Here is a 21,899-nt window from a genome sequence, read left to right as displayed (position 1 = left end):
GCTAATAGTCTCGGCTGTGCGTTGCTCGAGCTTTTTTTCTGTGACTGTGTTCGTGGGTGTCGTCCGGTGACTGTTGAGGGGGTTGCGGCGGGGCCGGTTCCGCGGGTTGAAGAACCGGTGCGTGATCGGGGTGGGAGGCTCGAGTTTCTGGATGCGCTGCGGGGGTTGGCGGCCTTGGCGGTGGTGGTTCAGCATTCGGCGGAACGGCTGTGGCCGGGGTATTTCGGGTTTTCGCAGCAGCACTTCGGGCTCGGGCAGTTCGGGGTCTTCGTCTTTTTCCTGGTGAGCGGCTTCATCATTCCGGCGTCACTGGAGCGCGGGCGGTCGCTGGGGGCGTTCTGGGTGGGGCGGTTCTTCCGGCTCTACCCGTTGTACTGGGCCTGTGTGGTGGCGGCGATGGTCCTGTATGCGATACATCGGTACGAGCTTCCGGCGGGTTTTCTGGCTCACCCCGTGCTCAACTTCTTCAGCAACCTCACCATGATGCAGTTCTTCCTGGGTGGTCCGGGCGTCCTGGTCGTCGGTGCTTCCTGGTCGCTGGCCTACGAATTGGCGTTCTACCTGTTCTTGTCGTTGCTGCTGGTCGCTGGGCTCAATCGCCGCTCGGTGCCGCTGGCGATTCTGGCGCTCTGTCTGATCGCTCCGGGAGCGGGGTTGCCGCCCGCGCTGCTCAATGGATCCGATGCCGGCGCTCTCACCCGTTCGATCGTCGTGGTCGCGACGATTCTGGTCGCGGTGGTGTTCGCCCGTCTGGCAGCCGACCGCCGCGCGGCCGTCGCCGCGGTCGTGCTCGCGATCATCGCTGTTCCGCTGGTGCTCAACCAGCCCGGCGAATCCGTGTTGACCTTCGGATATTTCGCCACCATGTTCGTCGGCACCGTGCTCTACCGGATGACCGCGGGCGAGATCTCCGCGCGGCGCGGATGGGCGGTGTTCTGGTTCGCCGTGTTCGTGATCTTCGGGATCAGCACGTTCATCCAGCCCTACCAGGACTCGGCGAGCGGCCTGTGGGTCCACTGGATCAAGCAGCCCACCACCATCATTCCCGCCTATCTGCTGTTTGCGGGGGCGCTGTTGTTGCGCCGCCACTCCTTCCCGCGTCCATTGTTGTTCCTCGGCCGGATCAGCTACTCGCTCTACCTCGTGCACGCGCTCGTTCTCGACGCCGTGCCGCACTGGACAACGTCGGTCGCCGGCATCCCCGCACCGTGGCTCACCTTCTGCGCCTGGGTGATCTGCGCGCTGGTACTCGCGATGGTTACCTACCGCATGATCGAGAAGCCTTCTCACACCCTCGGTCATCGAATGATCGCCAGAATGGATGCCCGGAAACGCGCCGCCTAGTCGGTGCCGCCGCGAGGCACTGTGGGAGAGCGATCAGGCGGTGAGGAGTCCCGACGCCGTGAATGCCGCCTGGGTGCCGGGGTCGTCGAGTGCTCCGACCTCCGTGAAGAGGCGCACCGTCACCCTGGCCTCCGTCGCGAGCGGTGTGCCGGACCGGAAGGCGGGGAACGACTCGTCGAGTGCGGCGGCTATCCGCGATGGCGGCACGGCGGCGCGGTGCAGGATCGTTTCGACCGAGCGCAGGTCCGGGGCGAGAAAGGCTTCGACCAGACGGGGGACGAGGGCGCCGGCGACGCGGCGCTCGGCGGGAGTCAGCCGGGTCCACAGCTCGCGGAGGAATTGGCGGAAATACGTTTGATGGCGTCCCTCGTCCATCGCGTGATCGGCCACCACGTTCCGGACCGGTTCCGGGATCCGCTCGTCGCGTGGAATGTCCATCAGTAATTGTGAAACGAGGGTCTCGCTGACCGTGGTGAACAGCAGGTCGGCCAACTGGCGCAGGTCGGGATCGACCTCGGCGCGGATGCGGGCGAGGTCGTTCACGAAACGTGGCTCGACGAGTGCATCGGACGGTACCCCGGTCGCCTCGCCCAGTTCAGCGATGAAGTCGTAGGCGAACTGGGCGTGCCAGGCCTCATCGGTTGTGATCTTGTAGGCGTCCGCGCGCATCGCCTCCGGCAGGATGAGGCCGGCACGGCCGAGTGCGATGGACGAGGTGATCGGCAATACCGCGTGTTGTTCGAGCACGGTGGTGAAATGCAGGTACTGGTACAGGGCATGCAGCAGGATCTCTTGCCGCACACCGTGATCCAGGTCGGCCAGGGCCGGCGCGGACAGGACGGGGAACAGTTCCGGCGGAAAGTAGAGTTGCTCGGTAGCCGTGAGCGGGGCGGGATGACGGCGGGGGCGGCTGCGTACACTGCTGCGGGTTTCCCACTGCTGGAAGCTGCTTCGGTATCGGTCCATGTCAGCGGCTCCCGGCGTGGTCGATGACGGTCAGGTCGGCGAGGCCGGTGACGAGGTCAGTGGTGTCGGTGAGCGCGTCGGCGGCGGTGATTCCGAATTCCGCGACGAGCAGTCCGGCCAGTTCACCGACTGTGCGCCGGCCGTCCATCGCGCGGAACAGCAGTGCACCGGCGCCGGTGAGTTCGACCGCCTGTAGCGTGCGGTTCACGATCTGAATGGTGCCGCGGTTGCTGCGCACCCTGATGTCGAGCCTGCGCTCGGGCACCGAGTCCGGACTCCAGCTCATAACGCTCCTACACACCTTGAAGATCGATATCCAGCCACATGTTCTTGCACAGCCGCACCACGTCGCGGACCCATTCGCCGGGCGCGTCGGGGTCCAGGCCGCGCATGGTCTCCCAATCCCAGTACTCCGCGTAACTCATGGATCCGGGCTCGAGTTCGCGGAACCGGCGGGCCCGCCATTTGCGATTGGCATTGAGTTCGCCGTGGGCCATCAGCAGCGCGTCGATCGCGCAGCCGAAGGCTTCCCGGGCGGTCAGCACCGCGCTGTCGGCGTCGCCGGAGGCGAGCATGCCCAGCGCCGACTCGGCGCGGCCGTCGCATTCCGCCAGCGCCGAATTCACCTGGAAGGCACGGAATGCCGAGCTCCGGATGCGCTCGGACAACGAGTTCGCCCACGAATCACCGTGTAGCGGACGGCCATTCATGAGTCTCTCGAGCATGATCCGGGACTGCACGTCGAGCCCGTCTTCTATGGTGTCGCGGTGTTCGAAGGCCTCCCAGGAGACGCGGTCGAGCACCTGATCGATCTGGTCGGCCAGCCAGTATTTGATCTCCAGCCGTGGCCCTCCGGCGTGGACGATCACGGCCTGGATCCGATCGGGCCGCACCGATACCTCGAGTGGCACGGCGCGGGGATCGGTGACGGGCTGCTCGACCACCGCCATGATGTCGATATCGCTGCCGGTATGGGCCCATCCACGCGCATGGGACCCGACCAGCACCACCGCGAGCGGGTCCGCGGGCAGCAGGTCATGGGTTTCGAGCAGTTCCCGCGGCGAGGGTTCGGCCATCACACACCCGCCGTGATCACATCGGGACGCCCGGCGGGCTCCGCCACTACCGGTCGTGTCACCAGCACCCCGCTGTCGAGCGAAAACTGTAGTGGGACTTCGATCTTGGCGATGGTAGTGCCGGCGGCCGCCACCACCTCGCCGAGGGGGCGCAGCCCGTCCACGGCGCGGAGGAAGGCGTGCCAGTCCGGTGTGCCGGCGGCGTCGACGACGTATTCGATACTGCCGCCGATGGATACGAGGATCACGCCGGGATCGTCGAGCGGCGAGACCAGCAGCACGTCCGGGGCGAGTTCGACCCGGTCCGCGAGTCCCGGTGCGGGGAAGCGCCGGACCGCCGCACCCAGCCGGCGGCTTTCGTTCTCCCAGTGGGAGATCTGCCGGCCGGTCACCTCGTAGCGTGGTCGCTCGAACGGTGTCACCGGTAGGTCGCGGACCATATCGTCGAGCAGTCCGAGGTTCACCAGCGCCAGCACATGGTCGGCTGCCTGCGGCTCGGTCACCGTGGACAGCCCGCGGACCGCCGCGCGCAGCCCGGCGGGGTCGAGCACGCCGTGGGCGCCGGGCGCGGCCAGCGCGCGCTCCAACAGTGCACCGCCGTCCTGAGCCAGCATGCGGACCACCATGCGCAGGGTGAATCCGGCCTGCTCCTGGTAGACGGAGGCGCCCTTGGGTCGGTCGATGATCGCTTCCGGTAATCGCCCGCGCATCGCATCACGCAGAATGCGCTTGTCCCAGAGCAGCTGTGCGCGCCGTTCGCGGGGAATCGTGGCCACCAGTTCGACGATCCGGTGGTCGAGGAACGGCACACGCGCTTCGATGCCGTGCCCGGCGGCGGTGCGGTCCTCGTGCCAGAGCTGGTATTGCTGGATGGATCGTGACCGCTGGGCGACGTAGGCCGGATAGCGGTCGTCCGGGGCGGCGCCCGGTCCGTAGAGCAGTTCGTCGGAGAGCAGCGGGCCGACCCCGTCGATCTCCCACCAGGATCCTATTTCCGGTGTGCCGCTGAGCTTTTCCCGTCTCACCAGTTGATCGGAGACGGCTTCGAATCCCGGCCAGCCGCTGGGCGCGAAGGCCGCGGTATAGCCGCCGTTGTATTCGTCGCTGCCCTGTCCGAGCAGCATGCCGCGCAGCTCCGGGCGGACCTGCTTGGCGTAGGTGTAGAGGCTGTGTTTGTAGAACTGTTCCGGGCCGCACCAGGGTGTCTCGAGCAGCCATAGCAGGTGCAGCCATTCGTCGACGCCGGGTGTGCGGTCGGCGCCGAAAATCACCTGGTGGTGCGGGAATCCGAGTTCGTCGGCCACGCGGGCGCCGAATTCGGAGTCGCCGCTGGCATGGGTGCTGCCGGTGAGCACGGTGAAGGTGTGCACACGATGGCCGGTGTCGGCGGTCAGCGCGGCCACCGTGGTGGAGTCGATGCCGCCGCTGAGCATCAGGCCCAGCTCGGTGTCGGCCGAGGCGCAGTCCGCGACCGAGGCGGTCAGCAGATCACGGTAGTCCGCAATGAATTCGGCGTCGGAACGGTCCTCGGACGCGGTGCCGGAGAAGTCGGGCAGCTGCCAATACGTGGTCCGGGTTTCGATCCCGGTCGCGAGGTCGATACAGACGATGGTGCCGGCCGGGACGACCTCGACGCCGCGGAACCACGAGTGCACCGGTGCCGTGGTAGCAGCGGGCGCCAGGTCGCGCAGCGCGGCCGGCCAGTCGAGTTCGCGCGGGCAGCCGGGGTGTTCGAACAGGGCCTTGATCTCCGAGGCGAATACCACCGAATCGGCCAGGCGCGCATAGTAGAGCGGCTTTATGCCGAATCGGTCGCGCGCCATGATGAGGCGGTTGCGCCGCCGATCCCAGAGCACGAGGGCGAACATGCCCGCCACGTCGTCGAGGAATCGCAGTTCGTGATGGGCGTAGCGATGGGCGAGGATCTCGCAGTCCGATCGGGTCCGCAGCCGCAACCCGGGGATTTCGGCCTCGAGTTGCCGGTGGTTGTAGACCTCGCCGTTGGCGATCAGCGAGACGTTGCCGTCGGCGCTGTGCAGCGGCTGGTCACCGTTCTCGGGTCCGACCAGCGCCAGCCGCCGGAACACCAGCCCTACCGGGCCTTCCAGCATCATGTTCTGGCCGTCGGGTCCGCGGTGGGCGATCGCGCGGCCCATGCGTTCCAGTACGGGATGGGTCTGCTCCCCGAGTGGGCCGCCGATGGCCGCCATGCCTGCCAAGCCACACATAACCGTTTCTCCTCGAATATCTTTCCAGCACTGCCTGTTTCGGAGATCAGTGCGCCTGATCGGACAGGGCGTGCAAGCCGGCGCGGAACTCCTGTCCGCCGGTCATCGCCGCGATCACCAAGGGCAGGCCACAGGTCAGGAATGCGCCGCAGACCAGCCACAGCGCCGGCCGGTTCCCGATCACCGACCCCAATCCGCCGCCGGCGAGCGCACCGAGCGGAATCACTCCCCAAGTGAGGAATCGGATGGCGGCGGAGACCCGAGCCAGCAATCCGCTGGGCACGGTCGCCTGCCGGTGGCTGCGAATGATGATGCCCGCCACGGTGGCCACCGCGGCGACCGCGGTCAGGCCGATCGTGGTCGCGGTGATGGCGACGGGTCCGCTGAACGGCAGCGGCACCAGCACCATGAACAGCGGGATCGAGAGCACCGCGCCGAACAGCGCCCGCACCGGCCCGGCCGCCCGCACCACCCGATCGGTCACCGCGGCGCCGACCACGGCCCCACCTTGGGTGATCGCCATGACCACGCCGATCACGGCGGCCCCGGCGTGCAGCTCGTGCACCAGGTACGGCACCAGCAGCGCCATCAATGCCGCGTCGGCGAAATTGACGATCGCCGCGGTCAGCACGAACAGGCGAATCACCGGGTCGCCGAATACATGGTGCAACCCCGCGAGGAGCCGCTGCCGGGTCCCGGACTGCGGGTCCGGTCGTTCGGGGGCCGGTTCCCGTACTCGGATCGGCGTCATCAGCACGACCGACAGCACATAGCTGACCACATCGATCAGGACCGCGGCGGCGGCCCCGAGGGTCGTGACGAGGACACCCCCGAGCAGCTGACCCGCGGCGGCGGCCGCCGACTGGGTCGATTCGATGCGGCCGTTCGCGACGACCAGTCGTTCCCGGCCGACCAGGAACGGCACGTACGCCTGCCGGGCGACACCGTAAACGACTGTGACAAGCCCCATTCCGAGCGCGACCACGACCAGTTGCGCCAGCGACAGCACGCCGCCGAAGGCCGCGATCGGTATGGACAGCAGCAATCCGGCGCGTAGCAGGTCGCAGACGATCAGCACCGCACGCCGGCGCATGTGCTCGACCCAGACTCCGGCATGCAGCCCGATGGCCAGCCACGCCACGGTCCCCGCCGCGTCGAGCAGGCCGACCTGGAAGGTCGACGCATGCAGGGACAGCACCGCGACCAGCGGGATGGCGATCGACGAGACCGCTGTGCCGAAGGCACTGACCGTGACCGCGGCCCACCAGGAGCGAAAATCACGGCCGGCCAAGGGTGCAGCGGCCGTAGTGGTGGTGGTCATGGCTTCCTTTCCCGCCGTATGAATGTCCCCCGCGGTCAGGGGACGGTTGTGTCCCCTGACCGCACCGCTGCGCGTTCCACGCAACGGTCAGGCCGCTCAGCACTTCGCGACAGTGGTGATGCGGCGCTCTTCGACCTTCAGGGCCGACGGCTTCACGTACTTGTTCATGGTTTTCACCTCCTTGTTCGGTTGGGCGGTGGGCACCGCCATCGGCTCGGACCGGCCCGGAATTCACGGTCCGAGTGGGCTTTCGGGCTCCACGTCAGTGCGCGGCGGTTGTGGTGGGCTCCAGGCTGATCAGGACCGCCGGGCCGATATCGTTGTGACGCAGCGAATCCGGCGGACTCAGCACGGAGGCGACGGCGGCCACCTCGGCGCTGTGCCGCACCATGGTCAGCAGCGGCACCAATCCGGGATCGGGCTCCCACACATAGTCGAGCAGGGCTGCCCGGGTGCCCGGTGGCGGTGTCGAGCTGAGGGTGAGAATGCCGAGATCGGAGTAGGCGTATACCAATTCCGCGCCCAGCTCGCGGGCGACCACGTGCCCGAGCACCGCGGCGCGTGGATCGCACCACAGCACCACTGCGTCGATGGACAGGTCGCGCAAGCGAGCGGCCAGCGCCCGGCCGAGAGACTCGGCTGCCTCCGGCTGCAGGATGCCCTGTTCTGCGTTGGTCATGGGCCTTCCCTCCAGAAATTCAATAGCGGCGTCATTCGCAATTCGTCGGTGTGCGGGTAAAGAATTCACCGCGACTCGGCGAGTTCGCCCGAGGATTCTCTTGTGCATCGTATTTCAGGATGATCTCGGAAACAATGGCGGTGGAGATACTTTTACAAGCCCGAAATACTGAAATACCAATCCTTTTCGCGAGACGGAAGAATTTATATAAACGACTATTCAGACCGCGACGCCGGTGCCCAGCAGATCGTGGGTCACCCTGCCCTCCAGCACCGTCAGCATCGGGCGATGGTGAAAAGTCCTGCCCGCCACCGGCGTATTGCGGCTGCGGCTGTGTGACGCCGCCGGGTCGACCCGCCACGGCTCCACGCCGACGAGCGTGAGCGTGGCGGGCTCACCACGATCCAGCGGACGGCCGAAACGAGCGGAGATCCGCGCGATGCGCGCGGGGCGCACCGACATTCGGTCGGCGACGCCCGCCCAGTCCAGTTGCCCGGATCGCACGAATATCTCGGCCACCACGGCCAGCGCGGTCTCGAGACCCAGCATGCCGGGCCGGGCACCGCACCACGGTGGCGCCTTGTCGGCCGCGTGGTGCGGGGCATGGTCGGTGGCGACCGCGTCGATGGTGCCATCGACCAGCGCGGCGCGCAGGGCCGCCACGTCCTCGAGCCGGCGCAGCGGCGGGTTGACCTTGTACACCGGATCCCCGCCCAGCACTTCGGCTTCCGAGAGCAGCAGGTGGTGCGGGGTGACCTCGGCGGTCACCGGCCACCCGCGCTGTTTGGCCCACCGCACCACCTCGACCGCGCCGGCGGTGGAGACGTGGCAGATGTGCAAGGCGGTGCCGGCCGCGGCGGCCAGCACGCAGTCGCGGGCGATGATCGAGTCCTCGGCCTCGGCCGGCCAGCCGCGCAGGCCGGTGGCGGTCGCGACCGGACCGTCGTTGACCTGTGCGCCGGCGGTGAGGGCATGGTCCTCGGCATGCTGTGCCAGCGTGCCTCCGACCGCACCGACCGCGTCCAGGGCGGCGCGCATGACCTTCGAATCATGCACGCAGCGGCCGTCATCGGAGAACATGCGCACGCCCGACCGAGCCAGCCCGGGGATGTCGGACAGCTCGATGCCCGCGAGCTTGCGGGTGATCGATCCCGCGGGCAGGACCGTGCAGGCCGCGCCGGCGGCCGCCTGCCGCACCGCCTCGGTCACCTCCGGCCGGTCCGCGACGGGATCGGTGTTGGCCATCGCCACCACTGCTCCGTAACCGCCCGCGGCCGCCGCGAGCGCGCCCGTGTGGATCGTCTCGGACCGCTCGCCGCCCGGTTCGCGCAGGTGGGTGTGCAGGTCGACCAGGCCGGGCAGTGCCACCAGCCCGCCGCAGTCGATGTGCCGGGCGCCGGTATCGCTCAATCGTGTTCCGATATCGGCGATTCGGCCGCCGGCTATCAGCAGATCCACCGGCGGACCGCCCAGCGGGCGTAGTTCACGCAATAGCAGCCGATCGTTCGCGGTCATGCCGACCACCGGAAGACGGGGCCGTCCTTGCACACCAGCGGTGCTTCGGCGCTGGGAGCGCGGTGCCCGGAGGAGCAGCCGTGGCAGTAGCCCAGACCGCAGGCCATGCGCGCCTCCACCGACACCTGCAGATCAGCGGCCCAGTGCAGCGCCAGTTCGGCGCACAGCGCGGTCAGCCGCTCGGAGCCGCAGGTGAAGATCTGATCCGGCGGCGCGGTGTCGAACCGGTCCAGCAGCGTATCGGCCAATCGATCCGGGGCGCTGGAGCCGTCCGTGTCGATTACCGTGAGGATGTCACGAATTCCGTGGCGCGCCAGTACATCCCGTCCGGTCACCGCGGCGGGCCGGCGGGCGCTGAGCACCGCGGTCACGGCGATGCCGCGCCGGGCCGCCGGACCGGCGAGGCTCGTCAGCGAGCACACCCCGATACCCCGGCCGACCAGCAGCACCGATCGAGCGCCGGGTGCCACTTCGAAGCCGCGGCCCAGCGGCCCGATCACCGTCATCGCACTGCCCCTGGGGAATTCGGTGAGCAGTGCGGAGCCCTCGCCCACCACGCCGTAGCACACCTCGATCCAGCCGGCCCGAATGTCCCAGTCGTACAACGCCATCGGCCGTGGCAGCACCGGGTGACGGCGGACCCCGGCGGCGGCGCCGAGCATGACGAACTGCCCGGGCGCGGCCGCGGCGGCAATGGCGGGTGCATGCAGGCGCAACCGCCAATAGCGGTCGCCGCGAGAGGTATTCACCATCACCTCGGCCTCCTGCGTCCGGATCCCCGGGATCCCGGGCGGATAAGCGGGCAGCGGAACGAGGCTGCCCCGACCGCCGCCGCCGGCCAGCTCCGCCGCCGGAACCAACTCAGTGCTGTTCATCGGATTCCTCCCCCGTGCGCGCGGCGGCGCGTTCCAATTCCATGAGTCTGCGGTCGATTCGGAGCAACCCGTGCAACAGCACACGCGTGCCCACCGCCAGGTCGGCGGCACTGGTCCATTCCTCGGGAACGTGGCTCAGACCGCCCTGGCTGGGCACGAAGATCAGCGCAGCCGGTACCACGCGGTTGACCATCTGGCAGTCGTGGCTGGCGCCGCTGGTCAACACCCGGTAGGGCAGGTCTGCTTCGGCACAGACATCGGCGATCGTCTGCCGCAGCCAGATCGGCAGTACGACCGGGGAGGAGTCCCCGATCGGCCGCACGGTCATCGCGACCCGGCGCCGGTCGCAGATCTCCTTCGCCCGGCGCACGATCTCGGTGACGGTGCCGCGCTGCCGGTCACTGTCGACGTCGCGGACATCGAGGGTGAAGGTGGTGCGTCCGGGGATAGTGGTGATGCTGCCCGGTTCGACCTGCAGCACACCGATGCTGGCGCGAGTGCCACGATGCCGCGGGTCGTTCGCGATGGCCTCCGCCATCAGCACGATTTCGGCGGCGGCGGTGAGTGCGTCGGCGCGCAGTGCCATCGGGGTGCTGCCGGTGTGGGTCGCGCGACCCCGTACCTCGACCGCGACCCGGGTGCTGCCCGAGACCAGATCGACTATGCCGATGGGTAATCCGGCGGCTTCGAGTACTCCGCCCTGCTCCACGTGCAGCTCGAGGAATGCCACCCAGTCCCGGGGAGCCCAGCGGGCCTCGGCGAGGCGGCCCGGATCCAGCCCGACCCGTTGCATGGCCTCGGCGACGCTGATGCCGTCGGCGTCGCGCAGCGACCACAGCTTCGACTCCTCCAGCATCCCGGCCACCGCCTTGCTGCCCAGGCAAGCCTGTCCGAAGCGGGCGCCCTCCTCGGCGGTGAAGGCGACGAACCGCACCGAATGCTCCAGCCGCACTCCGTTTTCCACCAGCAGCCGTGCCACCTCGACCCCCGCGATCACGCCCGCGATGCCGTCGAATCGCCCGCCGGCGGGGACGCTGTCCAGGTGTGAACCGGTCCCGAGCGCCGCAGGCCGATTCCCGGGCAGCTCAGCGATGGTATTGCCGACGGCATCGATCCACACCTTCAGCCCGAGCGCGCGATACCACCCGGCCACCAGATCATGCGCGCGCCTTTCGGTCCGCGTCCACGCCAGCCGGGTCACCCCGGGCGACGGATCACTCACCTCGGCAATGGCATCGATCATCGCACTGAGCCGCGCCGAGTCCGGAACAAGCTCGGCGGCGACCGATTCGGGAGATGGGACTTCGGCGGCGGCAATCGGTTTGGGGGTGCGGGAGTCGGCGGCCGTGCGTGCGGTCGGTGGGGTCATGGGCGCAGTGGGCGTGAATTCTTTTATGGCGGTGGCCTTCTGGTCGTTCATCGCGGCGCTCCCGGCCGGCGTTCGGGCAGCAGCGTGTGCACCGGTAGGCCGGCGGCGGCATCGAGTTGTGGAGTGGCGATCAGGGCTGCTATCGCCGTGACTCGACCGCCTTCTCGTGCTGCCAGGGCGTGTAGCGCGCGGAGTGCGGCGCGGGTGCGGAATGCGTCGGCGAGCAGTACGACGGCGCCGGGCGGACCGTGCTCGCCCAGCGGCAGCACCAGGCCCTCGATCTCGAGGGCCCGCATCACGGTCGCGCCGAGTTCGCGGGCCACCACGTGTGCGAGGACCAGATCGTCGCTGTCGTCCCAGACCAGTACGGTGTCGGCCGCCGCATCGGGATCGGCCGCGGCATCGCGCAGGGCTCGGGCCAAGGCGCGGCCGAGTTCCTCGGCGCCGGCCGGGTCCCGGGAGGGCTGATAGCGCGGCAACGGCGCACCGTCCGAGGGACTTTCGTCGTGGCTGTCCGGCGGCGGGGTGAACCCACCGCGGGTCAGTGCGGCCAATGCCTCGGTCATGTTCATCGGTTGCTCCGTTCATGATCCGGGGTCGGGAGCCCGCTGCGGTCGTACAGGGCCTCGAGCCGGTAGCCGGCGGCCGAGATGTTCTCCGCGCCACCGTGTCCGCGGTCGATGACCGCGAGTATCCCGGTGATGTCGCCGCCGGCTCGTTCGACCTGCGCGGCCGCCTTCAGCGCTTCGCTGCCGGTGCTGATGATGTCCTCGATGATCAGCACGCGTTCGCCGCGATGCAGCTCGCCCTCGATGAATCGGCTGGTGCCATAGCCTTTCGAGGCCTTCCGGACGATGACGAAGGGCAGCCCGGTCTCCAGCGATACCGCCGTCACCAAGGCCACCGCGCCCAGTTCGGGCCCGGCCAGGCGATCGACCGAGGCCGGAATGCGTTCGGCGAGTGCCGAAGCCAGCCGCCGCAAGATGGTCGGTTTGGTTTCGAACAGGTATTTGTCGAAGTAGTAGGAGCTGCGGCCGCCGGAGCTGAGGACGAAGTCCCCGGTCAGATGCGCCGCGCTGACGATGTCCTGGGCCAGCTCGCGGGAGCGTTCGGCGGTGTTCTGGAAGACGAGTTCGGCGGTCATGCGAGTGCGGCCCCCCGCCGTTCCGGGATCAGGAACACCGTGGTGAGCAGGGCGAGAATGTAGATCGCACCGAGGAATCCGATGGTGCCGTTGAAGGAGTAGTGGGCGATGAGCACGCCGATCAGCCAGGGGCCGAAGCCGCCGACCCCGCGCCCGATATTGAACAGCACGTTCTCAGCGGTGGCCCGGGCCTCGGTCGGGTAGAGCTCGGCGAGCAGTGCGCCGTAGCCGCCGAGCATGCCGTTGACGAAGAAGCCCATGATCGCGCCGCCGATCAGCAGCGCGCCGGAGGAGGTGAGCTGGCTGTAGGCGATCACCGAGGCGGCGGCCCCGATCTGGTAGGCGCACAGTGCCGGTCGCCGGCCGAAGCGGTCGGCTAGGTGACCGAACACCAGGATTCCGGCGGCCATGCCGAGTACGGTCACCGCGGTCCAAGTGGCCGATTTGGTCAGGCTGTAGTGGAAGTGCTTGGCGAGGTAGGTCGGCAGCCAGGTCATCAGGCCGAAGTAGCCGAAGTTCTGCACCGAGGTCAGCACGATCAGCGCGAGGCTGCTCTTGGATGTTCGTGTATCGCGCCACAATTCGCGGAGGGGTGCGGATTTGTGCTCGGATCGGGTGAACATGGCCGGTTCTTCGATGCGCCGGCGGAAACCGTAGGCGAGAATCGCGGGCACCACGCCGAGTGCGAACAGCCGGCGCCAGCCCAGATGTGGCAGCAGCCAGATGCCCGACAGTGCGGCCAGCAGCACCCCGAACTGCCAGCCCAGCGCCACATAGGAGGTGGCTCTGGCACGTTTTGCCGCGGGCCAGGTTTCGGCGACGATGGTCATGCCGATGCCGAATTCGCCACCGAGCCCGACGCCCGCGCAGAAGCGCAGCACGGCGAACTGGGTGTAGTCCTGAGCCAGCGCGCACAGTCCGGTGAACACGGCGAACAGCAGGATCGTCCAGGTCAGCACCCGCACCCGGCCGATCCGGTCGCTGAGCATGCCGAACAGGATGCCGCCCGCGACCGCACCGAGCAGAGTGTAAGTGGCCAGCGAACCGGCTTGGCCGCTGGTGAGTTTCAGCGAGCCGGTGATGGCGACCAGCGCCACGCTGAGCAGCAGCATGTCGAATCCGTCGACCGCGTAGCCGGCGATCGACGCCCACAGCGCTTTCATCGGATCGTCGACCGGGGCCGGAGTCTGCCGGGCGGTGTGCTCGCCCAGCGCCGGGTCTGTCATGTGGTTCTCCGTGTTTCGAGCTGGCCCGTCGCCTGGTCGAGGCGCAGGGCTCCGGTGAGATCTCGGATCGCGGCGACGGCCCCGTCGCGTGCGAGGTCGTGCAGACCGTCGAGGATGGTGATCATGGCGTCGGGCCGGTTGAAGGTGGCGGTGCCGACCTGCACGGCGGTAGCGCCGGCGAGCAGGAACTCGGCCGCGTCGGCGGCGCTGGACACACCACCGCAGCCGATCACCGGGATGGAGATGTGCCGGGCCGCTTCCCAAACCTGCCGCAGTGCAAGCGGTTTGATCGCGGGGCCGGACAGTCCGCCCACGGTATTGCCGAGAACGGGGCGGCGCGTGACGTGATCGATGGCCATGCCGGTGAAGGTGTTCGCCACGGTGACCGCGGCGGCGCCACCGGCTTCGGCGGCGGCGGCCAGGACGCCGAGCGAGCTGACATTGGGGGTCAGTTTGATGATGACCGGGCGAGCGGTCCGCGCGACCACCCCGCGGGTAACCCGCTCGATGAGCACGGGGTCGGCGCCGATCTCCAGGCCACCCGCCTCGAGGTTGGGGCAGGACACGTTGACCTCCACGGCCGCGAATTCGTCATCGGCCAGCGCCTCGATCACCTCGAAGTACTCGCGTACGGCCAGGCCGCCGATGCTGACGATGACCGGTACCCCGAACGACCGGTAGCGAGTGAGCACTTCGCTGCGGAAGCGCGCGATTCCCGGGCTGGGAATGCCGACGGAATTCAGCATGCCGTGCGGGGTTTCCGCCAGCCGGTGCGCGGGGTTTCCGGATCGAATTCCGGTGAAGATCGTCTTGGTGACGAGTGCGCCGAGTCTTTCCAGCGGCATCAACGCCGCCAGCTCCGGACCGAAACAACCGGAGGCCGGCATGATCGGGTTGGCGAGTATCAGCTCACCGATCCGTACCCGCATATCTACCGGTGATTCGATTCCGGTCACCACAACCTCATTCCATTTCTTCCGCCAGATGAAAAACTATTGTTTTCCGGGCGATCCGACGACTATATTCTGCACTGCACACAACCGGAATCGGTATATATCCGAGAAGAATTAACGGATGAGAAATGTTTCCGCGAGTCGAAAATAATTACTTTCGGGTCGCCGGTGCCGGATGAGCGGACACAGATCGGTAACCCGACGTTAACGATAGGCGATGCGCAGGTGGCGCGCAGGTGTTAGTGTGGCGAAAGTTTTTCGCTGTGACAGCGGGAAGCTCATCGTTCTTCCGTAGGATGGAAAGAAATGTCAGTTCGCGGTTCCTCCTCATCCGACATTCTCCCGGACCAGCTCACCGTGCTCGGATACGGCTTCTTCACCTGGCCGCCGCATTGGCCGCAGATACCATTCCCGCGCCGGTCCAGCGCTGCGTCCACGCCGGTCCGGCCCCTTCGAGCGGTCGAGTAGCATTCGATCGACGGGATATCGCGGCAGCGGAATTCCGTGAGACGGAAGGGTTTCCCGTCTGTAAATTCGAGGCCCACGACTTTCAATTCCGATATCCTCCGTGCGAGGATTTGAAAGCCCGATAGCAACTCGAGCATCAGCGGCTATCGCTTTCTTTCAGAGAAGGAACGGATGACACCATGATTCCAACCCGTGTCGCCGAGTCCGATGCCCAGAAGACCGCCGGGATGCAGACCGTCGTCCGTGCCCTGCGCATCCTGCAGGAGCTGGGCCGGACCCAGACCGGAGTGACATTGCAGCAGCTGTCCGATGCGCTCGGCATTCCGCTGGCCAGCATGCACCGGCTGCTGGCGGTGATGACCGCGGAGGGCTTCGTCATACGGTCGCCGCGCAACCGGCGCTACTTCGCCGGACCCGCCGCGCTGACCCTCAGCGAGGCCGCGCACCGGGAGAGCCGGTTGTGTCATGTCCCGCCGGCACCGCTGGCGAAGGTCGCGGCGGCCACCGGCGAGACGGCCTTCATCACCGAGCTGATCGGCGACAAGGCGGTCTGCGTCTCGCTGGCGGAGGGTCGTCGGCCGATGCGGCTGTTCGTGCGACTCGGCCAGGAGATGCCGCTGCATGCCGCGGCGTCGGCACGCACGTTGCTGCTGGACTTCCCCGAAGCCGAAGTGCGTGCGCTGCTGGCGAACACGGATCTGCACCGCTTCACCGACGGCACGCCGGTCACCGTCGAGGACGTGCTCGCGCACCTGGAGGCGATCCCGGCGCGTGGTGGCTACGACATGTGCCGGGACGAGCTCGACCGTGGCGTGTGGGCGATCAGCGCTCCGATCCGGGACACCGATTGCGATGTGCGGCAGAGCATTACCGTTGCCGCACCCGAACTGCGGCTACGCCGCACCGAGGCATGGGATCGGGCCGTGCGCGCGGTACTGGATGCCGCTCGCGCGCTGTCGCGGGCCTGAGGGCCATCGAAACTTCGCCGGATGTAACGGATCCGGCGACATCGAAACGGACAATCGAGGAGGTGAACAATGAACGCTGACATCCTGAGCCAGATCCGCACCGGCGCTGTTATGCGCGGCTGCCAGAACGGCTAAAAGACAGAGGAGGAGGGGTCGCAGAGCTCATCCGGAAGAACGTTGCGGCCCCTCTTTCTGTTCGTATCGATCATCAGTATACGAGGTAGCTCGCTGTCATGAGTACTCACGATTCGTTCGGTCTGAACCAGATACTGAACGAACTCCGGCGGCCGGGGAGAACCGAACTCTCGGCTGTGATCAGGAATGTCACCGGGGCCGTGTACCCCGAACTCGCTCGGGCACTTCCGGACGAGGCCTTCTTCGAGCCTCGCCTGTACTGCCAGCTGAGCAATCCGGCCGTCTTCGACATGATGCCGGCGGCGCAACTGACCCTGGGTCATGCCGCAGGTGAGAGGCTTTCGGTGACAGTCCGCACCGATGGTGCCGGGGCCGCGGTGGTCCCGGGTGTCGGAATGATCCGTTCGGCACAACCCGATCGCGACATCGCCGTGGACTACGCCCCGGAGGTACCGGACGCCGGACTCGTCTGCGACGAAGGCGAATTCATGCCCGCGCTCTTTGCCGGTGACACCCCCATCGAGGTGGTGCAGCATATCGATCCGGTGGTCGGCGGGTTCTTGTCCGAGCACGTCGAGCAGCTCGACAAGTTACAGCTGGTCCGCGCGGCCGATTTCACCGCCGACCTCGGGCGTGCCGTGGAGCTGATCGCGGCGGCCGACGAATCCTACCATCGGGCGCTGTGCGAATCCGTGCGGAGCATACTGGTTTTCACCCATCCGGACGCCGAATCGTTTGCCGCGCTGGGAATTCACGGCATGATCTTCGTGAACGCGCAGCACGGCAGCTCGGTGGATCTGTTCGTCGAACATCTGGTCCACCAAGGCGGGCATGTGATCTTCAGCGAGGCGACGCTGGACCGGGCGGCTTTCTTCCTCGTCGACCCGGATGCCGAACTCCCCGAGCTGGGTGAGCGCAGCGCGTACAACTTCTTCCACGGGCTGTTCACCGAGCACATGGAGTGCCGCATCCTTGTCGATATCCTGTCCGGTGGTGGTGCCGGTGAGGCCGAAACCCCGATATTTCGTGCACATCTCGAGCATGTCGCCGAACGGCACGCCCGGGATCTGCACGTGGCACACGAGCGCCGCGCATCCGTGTTCTCCACTGCCGGAACGCGGTTGGTCGAGGGGTTCGAGTCGTACCTCCGGGCGCGCATCGACCTCGAACTCGACGCTGCGCGGGGCCGGCCGGTTCTCGGCGGGTGCCCGTGAGGACCAATCTGCCGCCGCTCGAGCTGCTCGAGCGAATGATCGAGATTCCGAGCGTCAATCCGCGCCTGTCCCGCGATCCGGCCGATGGCGAGGGTGCGCTCGGCCACTGGCTCGCCGATTACCTCGGGGCACACGGCATCCGGGTCGAACTGCAGAAGGTGGAGGACGACCGCGTGAATATGATCGGCCACCTGCCCCGCTCGGGCACGGCCGACAGCGCGGTGGTGCTGTTGTCGGCGCATATGGACACCTACCCGCGGTACGGCGAGCTGTCGGGGTTTCGCGCGCAGGTGAGCGACGGCAGGATGTCCGGCCGTGGCAGCGCCGACGCCAAGGGCTCGCTGGCCGCGATGGTGGCGGCCTTCGTCCGCGCCGCGCAGTCCCCGACCCATCGGGAGTCGTATCTGGCGGCCACGGTCGACGAGGAATGTTTGCTCCTCGGCTGTAAACAGCTCGCACAGTACGGGATACGGCCCGATCTCGCGATCACCGGCGAGCCGACCCAGCTGGTTCCGATCGTGGCGCAGAAGGGCATCGTGCGCGGGCAATTCACCGTCACCGGCCCCAAAGTGCATGCCGCCTACCCGAAATCCGAGACGGCGCTGGCCGCTGCGGCCGCACTGGTACAGGCATGCGCCGGGCTCAACGAAGAACTGGCGGCGCTGCGGCCCAGCGAACTCGGGCCGCCGACCGTGACACCGACCGCGGTGGAGTGCGACGGCGGCATGAACCTGGTGGCGCGCAATGTGGCGGTGAGTTTCGACGCCCGCTTCCCACCGGGCCGGCAGGCGGCGGAATTCCTGCGGGAGATCGAGCATCGATTACGCGAGCGACTCGGTGACTCGGTGCCCTTCGAGGTCGGCGCCGAGGTCTTCGAATCCCCTGCCAATCGCTGTGATCTCAGCGGCGCCCTGGTCGGCGAGTTCGTCGACACCATCACGGCGATCACCGGACAGCCGGGCGTCGACAGCTTCTCCTATGGCAGCGAGGCCGGTGTCCTGGCCCAGTTCTCGGGCAACAGTCTGGTCTTCGGTCCGGGGGATCCCCGCTACTCCCACGCCGTCGAGGAATGGCTCGATATCGACGAATTGCTCATGGCCACCACAATTTTCGAACGTATTCTCACCGGTCCGGCACGCCCGGACGGACAGGATTGATGGAGTGCAGATGTCATCGGTACCCTCCCGCGACCCACGCGAGCGCCTGTGTTTGTCGCTCGACGATGTGGACATGGATCGGATACTCCGCAGCGTGGACGAGCTGTCGGAGTACTTCGGATACGTGAAGATCAACTTCGCGTTCACCCTGCATGGCCCGGAACTCATTGCACGCCTGCATGAAAGGGGCGTAAAAGTGTTCCTGGACCTGAAGCTGCACGACATTCCCAACACCCTCGCCGGGTACGCCGAGGCAGTCACCCGGCTCGGTGTCGAGCTTGTGACGCTGCATACCACCGGCGGCCTGGAGATGATGAGCACTGCCGTCGCGGCGGCCGACCGCACCGCGCGCGAGATCTCGCGCCCGCGCCCATTGCTGGTCGGCGTCACGGTGCTGACCAGTATCGACGAGGAGCAACTCGCGCGGGAACTCGGTGTCGGGCAACCCATCTCCGAGGTGATCCGGGCGCGCGGCGCGCTGGCCGCCGAGGCCGGGCTGGACGGGATGGTCTGTGGGCCGGGGGAGCTGGGTTCCGTGCGCGATGTCGTACCCGATGACTTCTTCTTCGTCACACCGGGTCTCCGCGGTACGGCCGGGCAGGACCACGATCACAAACGGACCGGCAGCTACCGCAACGCCCTCGAAGGCGGCGCATCGCTGATGGTGGTCGGCAGAGACGTCATGCACAGCGACAATCGGGTGGATGCGGCAAAGCGTATTTTCCAGGAGATCGCAGAGTTCGAGCGGTGAAAGCCGATACGCCACACCTTCCCTTGTCGGGTAAGAGTGTCATCGCCTGTGTGCATCTGCTGCCGACACCCGGCTCTCCCGCATACGGCGGCAGCGTGAGCGACATCTACCACACCGCACTACAGGAGGCGGCATTGTTCGCAGCGTGCGGTGTCGATGCTCTGATCGTCGAGAATTTCCGTGACGGCCCGTTCTTCCCCGCCGCCGTACCGCCCGAAACTCTCGCCACTATCGCCGGAGTGACCCGTGAGGTGGTGGGTTCGGTGTCCATTCCGGTGGGCGTGGCCGTGTTGCGCAACGATGCTGTCGGCGCGCTCGCCATCGCGGAATGCACCGGCGCTCAATTCATCCGGGTGAATGTCCATGTCGGTGCGGTGCTGGCGGAGCAGGGCATCGTCACCGGCAACGCGCACGAGACCCACCGGCTGCGGCGCAACCTCGGCAGTAGCGTGGCGATTCTCGCCGATGCGCACGTGAAGCATTCCCGGCCCTGGGCATATCCCGACCTTGCGACGGAGGTGCGCGATTTGTCCGGACGCGCGGAAGGTATCGTCGTTTCCGGCGAATTGACGGGCCTGGCAACGGTTCCGGATGATCTCGACGTCGCCAGTAGGGCCACCACCAAGCCGATCTTCGTCGGCAGCGGTGTCACCCCCGACAATCTGGACTCGGTCTTCCCGATCGCGGACGGATTCATCGTCGGCAGCTACTTCAAATCCGACGGCATCGCCGGCAAGGACGTCGACCGCGCCCGGGTGGAGAAGTTCATGGACCGCTGGAACGAACTGAAGTCGGCGGACACGGTAGGAGCCAGATGAACACCGTCGAAACCGCCCACCCCGTCAGCGATGTCTTCGGCCCCCCGAGGCCCCGGGCGGGAATGCTGATCTCCATCGTCGGATTCGACGGATCGGGAAAGACAACGCAACTGGAGGCCGTCGCCGCGGTGCTGCGAGCCCGCGGCCGCGAGGTCGTGGTCACCAAACAGCCCACGAACTGGTACCGAGAACTGGGTGAGGTCAGGGCCTTTCACGACGCCGGCGGCTCCGCCGACACCGCCCGCATCCTGTCATTGCTCGCGGCAGCCGATCGCCTTCGGCACGTCCAGGAAGTCGTCGAGCCGGCGCTGGACCGTGGCGCGGTCGTCCTGTGTGACCGCTACGTCTACGCAACCTACGGGGTCTTCATCCATCGCGGAGTCGACGCCGAATTCTTGACCACCATCAATCACGGTGTTCCCCGACCGGATTTCGCGTTCTATCTGAAATTGACCCCGCAACAACTGGCCGCCCGGCTACGCGCACGCGACGGCGACAATCTGCAGTTCGAAGAACGATCGTCCGAACGCATCGCCTCCATCACCCGAACCTACGACGAAATGGGAGACGAGCTGATCACCGTAGACGGTTCTCGGCCCGCGACGCTGGTGACCGACACCATCATCCAGCTGATCGACGGCGGACCGTAACCAGGCCGGTTCGGGGGCGGCTTTCGTTGCGCTATCGCCGCGTGACATGCGGGGGATACCAGGGGAATACGGGGGTCTGTGACAGTAGGGAAAGACTGGATGACAGCGTCAGAAGGAGCGACCGATGTCCCAGGCATTTTGCGAGAATTCCTACTGCTCAGGCCTTGTGGTGACCGATTCGCCGCAGGCCACGACACCGGGGGACGAGGCGCGGGTGTGCGCCGAGTGTCTGGAACGCTTCGCCGAGACCCTGCTGCAGCTGCCGGTGCTGTACAGCCGGTGCGGGGAGCTGTTGCAAGGGGAGCGCACCCGCGCGTTGCGGTGGGCGCACGGGGGGCGGGGCGAGGGCATCGTCTTGTCGGATGCGCTGGTCGAAGCGCGTTCGGAGCTCATCGGTCTGGCGGTGTCGTGGGCGGCGCTGGTGGTGGACGAGGCGCGGCCGTCGCGGCGGCCGCGGCGGACCGTCCCCGCACTGGTGGATTTCCTGCTGCAGCATCTGGATTGGCTGGGCGCGCATCCGGCGGTGGTCGATGCCATCGACGAGTTCGGCGAGGTGCGTGATCTCGCCCAGCGGGCTATCGAACCGGTGCCGCAGCTGATCGAGGTCGGGCGGTGTGATCGGCCGGGGTGCGGGCACATGGTGTACGCGCAACTGGCTACGTCGGGGCCGGACAGCCGGTTGGTGAGTTGCCCGGCGGGACACAGCTGGAAGCCGCATCAGTGGCTGGCCTTGCATCAGCGGCTCGGGCAGCGGCGCCCGGTCCGGCGCGGGGAGCCGGTGGCATGAGCGCGGGTGGCATGAGCGCCGGGGTGGCCGAGCGGCGGCTGGTGCCGACGGAGCTCGCGGCGCTCGCCGCGGGCGTCAAACCGGAGACCATCCGGAAATGGGCCAGCCGCGGGAAATTGACCCGGTACGGCCGGCCGGGGCGGGCCGAGTACGACCTGGCGGAACTCCTCACCGTGCTCGGCGGGGTGGCAGCTGCCATCAAGTGACAATGCGGCACGGCAGCCCGTTTCGGGCTGCCGTGCCGGCGTCGAGGGA

22 protein-coding genes are annotated in these 21,899 nt (G+C 67.3%); 9 read left to right on the top strand and 13 right to left on the bottom strand.

Annotation, left to right across the window (positions count from 1 at the left end; genetic code table 11):
- Positions 1-117 precede the first annotated feature (117 nt).
- Complete coding sequence (locus ACIP5Y_RS11650; RefSeq protein WP_400349723.1) at positions 118-1,344, top strand: acyltransferase family protein; 1,227 nt, start codon at positions 118-120, stop codon at positions 1,342-1,344.
- Between the two features lie 33 nt (positions 1,345-1,377).
- Here ACIP5Y_RS11650 and ACIP5Y_RS11645 read toward each other — a convergent pair whose 3' ends face one another.
- The 13 genes from ACIP5Y_RS11645 to ACIP5Y_RS11585 form a co-directional block, all read right to left on the bottom strand.
- Positions 1,378-2,310: a diiron oxygenase gene (locus ACIP5Y_RS11645; RefSeq protein WP_400349722.1), complete on the bottom strand. Its 933-nt coding sequence runs from the start codon at positions 2,308-2,310 to the stop codon at positions 1,378-1,380.
- A 1-nt stretch (position 2,311) separates the two neighbouring features.
- Positions 2,312-2,596 carry a PqqD family protein gene (locus ACIP5Y_RS11640; protein ID WP_400349721.1) on the bottom strand — a complete coding sequence of 95 codons (285 nt, stop codon included), beginning with the start codon at positions 2,594-2,596 and terminating at the stop codon, positions 2,312-2,314.
- Positions 2,597-2,603: 7 nt separating this feature from the next.
- Positions 2,604-3,386: a nucleotidyltransferase domain-containing protein gene (locus tag ACIP5Y_RS11635; RefSeq protein WP_400349720.1), complete on the bottom strand. Its 783-nt coding sequence runs from the start codon at positions 3,384-3,386 to the stop codon at positions 2,604-2,606.
- Complete coding sequence (gene asnB, locus ACIP5Y_RS11630) at positions 3,386-5,614, bottom strand: asparagine synthase (glutamine-hydrolyzing) (RefSeq protein WP_400349719.1); 2,229 nt, start codon at positions 5,612-5,614, stop codon at positions 3,386-3,388. Before asnB ends, ACIP5Y_RS11635 begins: the two co-directional genes overlap by 1 nt.
- A 46-nt stretch (positions 5,615-5,660) precedes the next feature.
- Complete coding sequence (locus ACIP5Y_RS11625; RefSeq protein WP_400349718.1) at positions 5,661-6,935, bottom strand: MFS transporter; 1,275 nt, start codon at positions 6,933-6,935, stop codon at positions 5,661-5,663.
- Between the two features lie 262 nt (positions 6,936-7,197).
- Positions 7,198-7,614 (bottom strand): hypothetical protein, encoded by a 417-nt coding sequence (locus tag ACIP5Y_RS11620; protein ID WP_400349717.1) that lies wholly within the window; start codon positions 7,612-7,614, stop codon positions 7,198-7,200.
- Between the two features lie 219 nt (positions 7,615-7,833).
- A complete protein-coding gene (locus tag ACIP5Y_RS11615; protein ID WP_400349716.1) occupies positions 7,834-9,129 on the bottom strand; it encodes a dihydroorotase in 1,296 nt (431 codons plus the stop codon).
- The gene (locus ACIP5Y_RS11610) at positions 9,126-10,004 is read right to left on the bottom strand and encodes a hypothetical protein (protein WP_400349715.1); all 879 of its coding nucleotides are present in this window, start codon (positions 10,002-10,004) and stop codon (positions 9,126-9,128) included. Before ACIP5Y_RS11610 ends, ACIP5Y_RS11615 begins: the two co-directional genes overlap by 4 nt.
- The gene (locus ACIP5Y_RS11605) at positions 9,991-11,424 is read right to left on the bottom strand and encodes a Zn-dependent hydrolase (protein ID WP_400349714.1); all 1,434 of its coding nucleotides are present in this window, start codon (positions 11,422-11,424) and stop codon (positions 9,991-9,993) included. Before ACIP5Y_RS11605 ends, ACIP5Y_RS11610 begins: the two co-directional genes overlap by 14 nt.
- Positions 11,421-11,945, bottom strand: coding sequence for a hypothetical protein (locus ACIP5Y_RS11600; RefSeq protein ID WP_400349713.1), 525 nt, complete (start codon positions 11,943-11,945; stop codon positions 11,421-11,423). Before ACIP5Y_RS11600 ends, ACIP5Y_RS11605 begins: the two co-directional genes overlap by 4 nt.
- On the bottom strand, positions 11,942-12,517 hold the full coding sequence (pyrE, locus tag ACIP5Y_RS11595) for an orotate phosphoribosyltransferase (protein WP_400349712.1): 576 nt from the start codon (positions 12,515-12,517) through the stop codon (positions 11,942-11,944). Before pyrE ends, ACIP5Y_RS11600 begins: the two co-directional genes overlap by 4 nt.
- On the bottom strand, positions 12,514-13,743 hold the full coding sequence (locus ACIP5Y_RS11590; RefSeq protein WP_400349711.1) for an MFS transporter: 1,230 nt from the start codon (positions 13,741-13,743) through the stop codon (positions 12,514-12,516). Before ACIP5Y_RS11590 ends, pyrE begins: the two co-directional genes overlap by 4 nt.
- Positions 13,740-14,699 (bottom strand): dihydroorotate dehydrogenase, encoded by a 960-nt coding sequence (locus ACIP5Y_RS11585; RefSeq protein ID WP_400349710.1) that lies wholly within the window; start codon positions 14,697-14,699, stop codon positions 13,740-13,742. Before ACIP5Y_RS11585 ends, ACIP5Y_RS11590 begins: the two co-directional genes overlap by 4 nt.
- Before the next feature lie 644 nt (positions 14,700-15,343).
- Here ACIP5Y_RS11585 and ACIP5Y_RS11580 point away from each other — a divergent pair.
- From ACIP5Y_RS11580 to ACIP5Y_RS11545, 8 genes are all read left to right on the top strand, one after another.
- Entirely contained in the window at positions 15,344-16,132 is a 789-nt protein-coding gene (locus ACIP5Y_RS11580) for an IclR family transcriptional regulator (protein WP_400349709.1), read from the top strand.
- Between the two features lie 233 nt (positions 16,133-16,365).
- On the top strand, positions 16,366-17,481 hold the full coding sequence (locus ACIP5Y_RS11575; protein ID WP_400349708.1) for a hypothetical protein: 1,116 nt from the start codon (positions 16,366-16,368) through the stop codon (positions 17,479-17,481).
- On the top strand, positions 17,478-18,638 hold the full coding sequence (locus ACIP5Y_RS11570; RefSeq protein WP_400349707.1) for a M20 family metallopeptidase: 1,161 nt from the start codon (positions 17,478-17,480) through the stop codon (positions 18,636-18,638). Before ACIP5Y_RS11575 ends, ACIP5Y_RS11570 begins: the two co-directional genes overlap by 4 nt.
- Before the next feature lie 10 nt (positions 18,639-18,648).
- Positions 18,649-19,389: an orotidine-5'-phosphate decarboxylase gene (pyrF, locus tag ACIP5Y_RS11565; protein WP_400349706.1), complete on the top strand. Its 741-nt coding sequence runs from the start codon at positions 18,649-18,651 to the stop codon at positions 19,387-19,389.
- Complete coding sequence (locus ACIP5Y_RS11560; RefSeq protein WP_400349705.1) at positions 19,386-20,207, top strand: BtpA/SgcQ family protein; 822 nt, start codon at positions 19,386-19,388, stop codon at positions 20,205-20,207. Before pyrF ends, ACIP5Y_RS11560 begins: the two co-directional genes overlap by 4 nt.
- Positions 20,204-20,857 carry a dTMP kinase gene (gene tmk / locus ACIP5Y_RS11555; RefSeq protein ID WP_400349704.1) on the top strand — a complete coding sequence of 218 codons (654 nt, stop codon included), beginning with the start codon at positions 20,204-20,206 and terminating at the stop codon, positions 20,855-20,857. The genes ACIP5Y_RS11560 and tmk overlap by 4 nt, the downstream gene beginning before the upstream one ends.
- Before the next feature lie 124 nt (positions 20,858-20,981).
- Entirely contained in the window at positions 20,982-21,644 is a 663-nt protein-coding gene (locus ACIP5Y_RS11550; RefSeq protein WP_400349703.1) for a hypothetical protein, read from the top strand.
- Positions 21,641-21,850: a transcriptional regulator gene (locus ACIP5Y_RS11545; protein WP_400349702.1), complete on the top strand. Its 210-nt coding sequence runs from the start codon at positions 21,641-21,643 to the stop codon at positions 21,848-21,850. Before ACIP5Y_RS11550 ends, ACIP5Y_RS11545 begins: the two co-directional genes overlap by 4 nt.
- Positions 21,851-21,899 lie beyond the last annotated feature (49 nt).

Source organism: Nocardia sp. NPDC088792 (genome assembly GCF_044750615.1).
Taxonomy (GTDB): domain Bacteria; phylum Actinomycetota; class Actinomycetes; order Mycobacteriales; family Mycobacteriaceae; genus Nocardia.
Note: the sequence above shows the minus strand (reverse complement) of the source record. Positions and strands in the feature narration are given on the sequence as shown.

Bases quoted from the DNA above. Each gene is read 5' to 3' on its own strand.
- ACIP5Y_RS11590 (WP_400349711.1), bottom strand. From the start codon at position 13,743: ATGACAGACCCGGCGCTGGGCGAGCACACCGCCCGGCAGACTCCGGCC.
- ACIP5Y_RS11545 (WP_400349702.1), top strand. From the start codon at position 21,641: ATGAGCGCGGGTGGCATGAGCGCCGGGGTGGCCGAGCGGCGGCTGGTG.
- ACIP5Y_RS11580 (WP_400349709.1), top strand. From the start codon at position 15,344: ATGATTCCAACCCGTGTCGCCGAGTCCGATGCCCAGAAGACCGCCGGG.
- asnB (WP_400349719.1), bottom strand. From the start codon at position 5,614: ATGTGTGGCTTGGCAGGCATGGCGGCCATCGGCGGCCCACTCGGGGAG.
- ACIP5Y_RS11635 (WP_400349720.1), bottom strand. From the start codon at position 3,386: ATGGCCGAACCCTCGCCGCGGGAACTGCTCGAAACCCATGACCTGCTG.
- ACIP5Y_RS11615 (WP_400349716.1), bottom strand. From the start codon at position 9,129: ATGACCGCGAACGATCGGCTGCTATTGCGTGAACTACGCCCGCTGGGC.
- pyrE (WP_400349712.1), bottom strand. From the start codon at position 12,517: ATGACCGCCGAACTCGTCTTCCAGAACACCGCCGAACGCTCCCGCGAG.
- ACIP5Y_RS11640 (WP_400349721.1), bottom strand. From the start codon at position 2,596: ATGAGCTGGAGTCCGGACTCGGTGCCCGAGCGCAGGCTCGACATCAGG.
- ACIP5Y_RS11620 (WP_400349717.1), bottom strand. From the start codon at position 7,614: ATGACCAACGCAGAACAGGGCATCCTGCAGCCGGAGGCAGCCGAGTCT.
- ACIP5Y_RS11610 (WP_400349715.1), bottom strand. From the start codon at position 10,004: ATGAACAGCACTGAGTTGGTTCCGGCGGCGGAGCTGGCCGGCGGCGGC.
- ACIP5Y_RS11645 (WP_400349722.1), bottom strand. From the start codon at position 2,310: ATGGACCGATACCGAAGCAGCTTCCAGCAGTGGGAAACCCGCAGCAGT.
- ACIP5Y_RS11625 (WP_400349718.1), bottom strand. From the start codon at position 6,935: ATGACCACCACCACTACGGCCGCTGCACCCTTGGCCGGCCGTGATTTT.
- ACIP5Y_RS11605 (WP_400349714.1), bottom strand. From the start codon at position 11,424: ATGAACGACCAGAAGGCCACCGCCATAAAAGAATTCACGCCCACTGCG.
- ACIP5Y_RS11575 (WP_400349708.1), top strand. From the start codon at position 16,366: ATGAGTACTCACGATTCGTTCGGTCTGAACCAGATACTGAACGAACTC.
- pyrF (WP_400349706.1), top strand. From the start codon at position 18,649: ATGTCATCGGTACCCTCCCGCGACCCACGCGAGCGCCTGTGTTTGTCG.
- tmk (WP_400349704.1), top strand. From the start codon at position 20,204: ATGAACACCGTCGAAACCGCCCACCCCGTCAGCGATGTCTTCGGCCCC.
- ACIP5Y_RS11600 (WP_400349713.1), bottom strand. From the start codon at position 11,945: ATGAACATGACCGAGGCATTGGCCGCACTGACCCGCGGTGGGTTCACC.
- ACIP5Y_RS11550 (WP_400349703.1), top strand. From the start codon at position 20,982: ATGTCCCAGGCATTTTGCGAGAATTCCTACTGCTCAGGCCTTGTGGTG.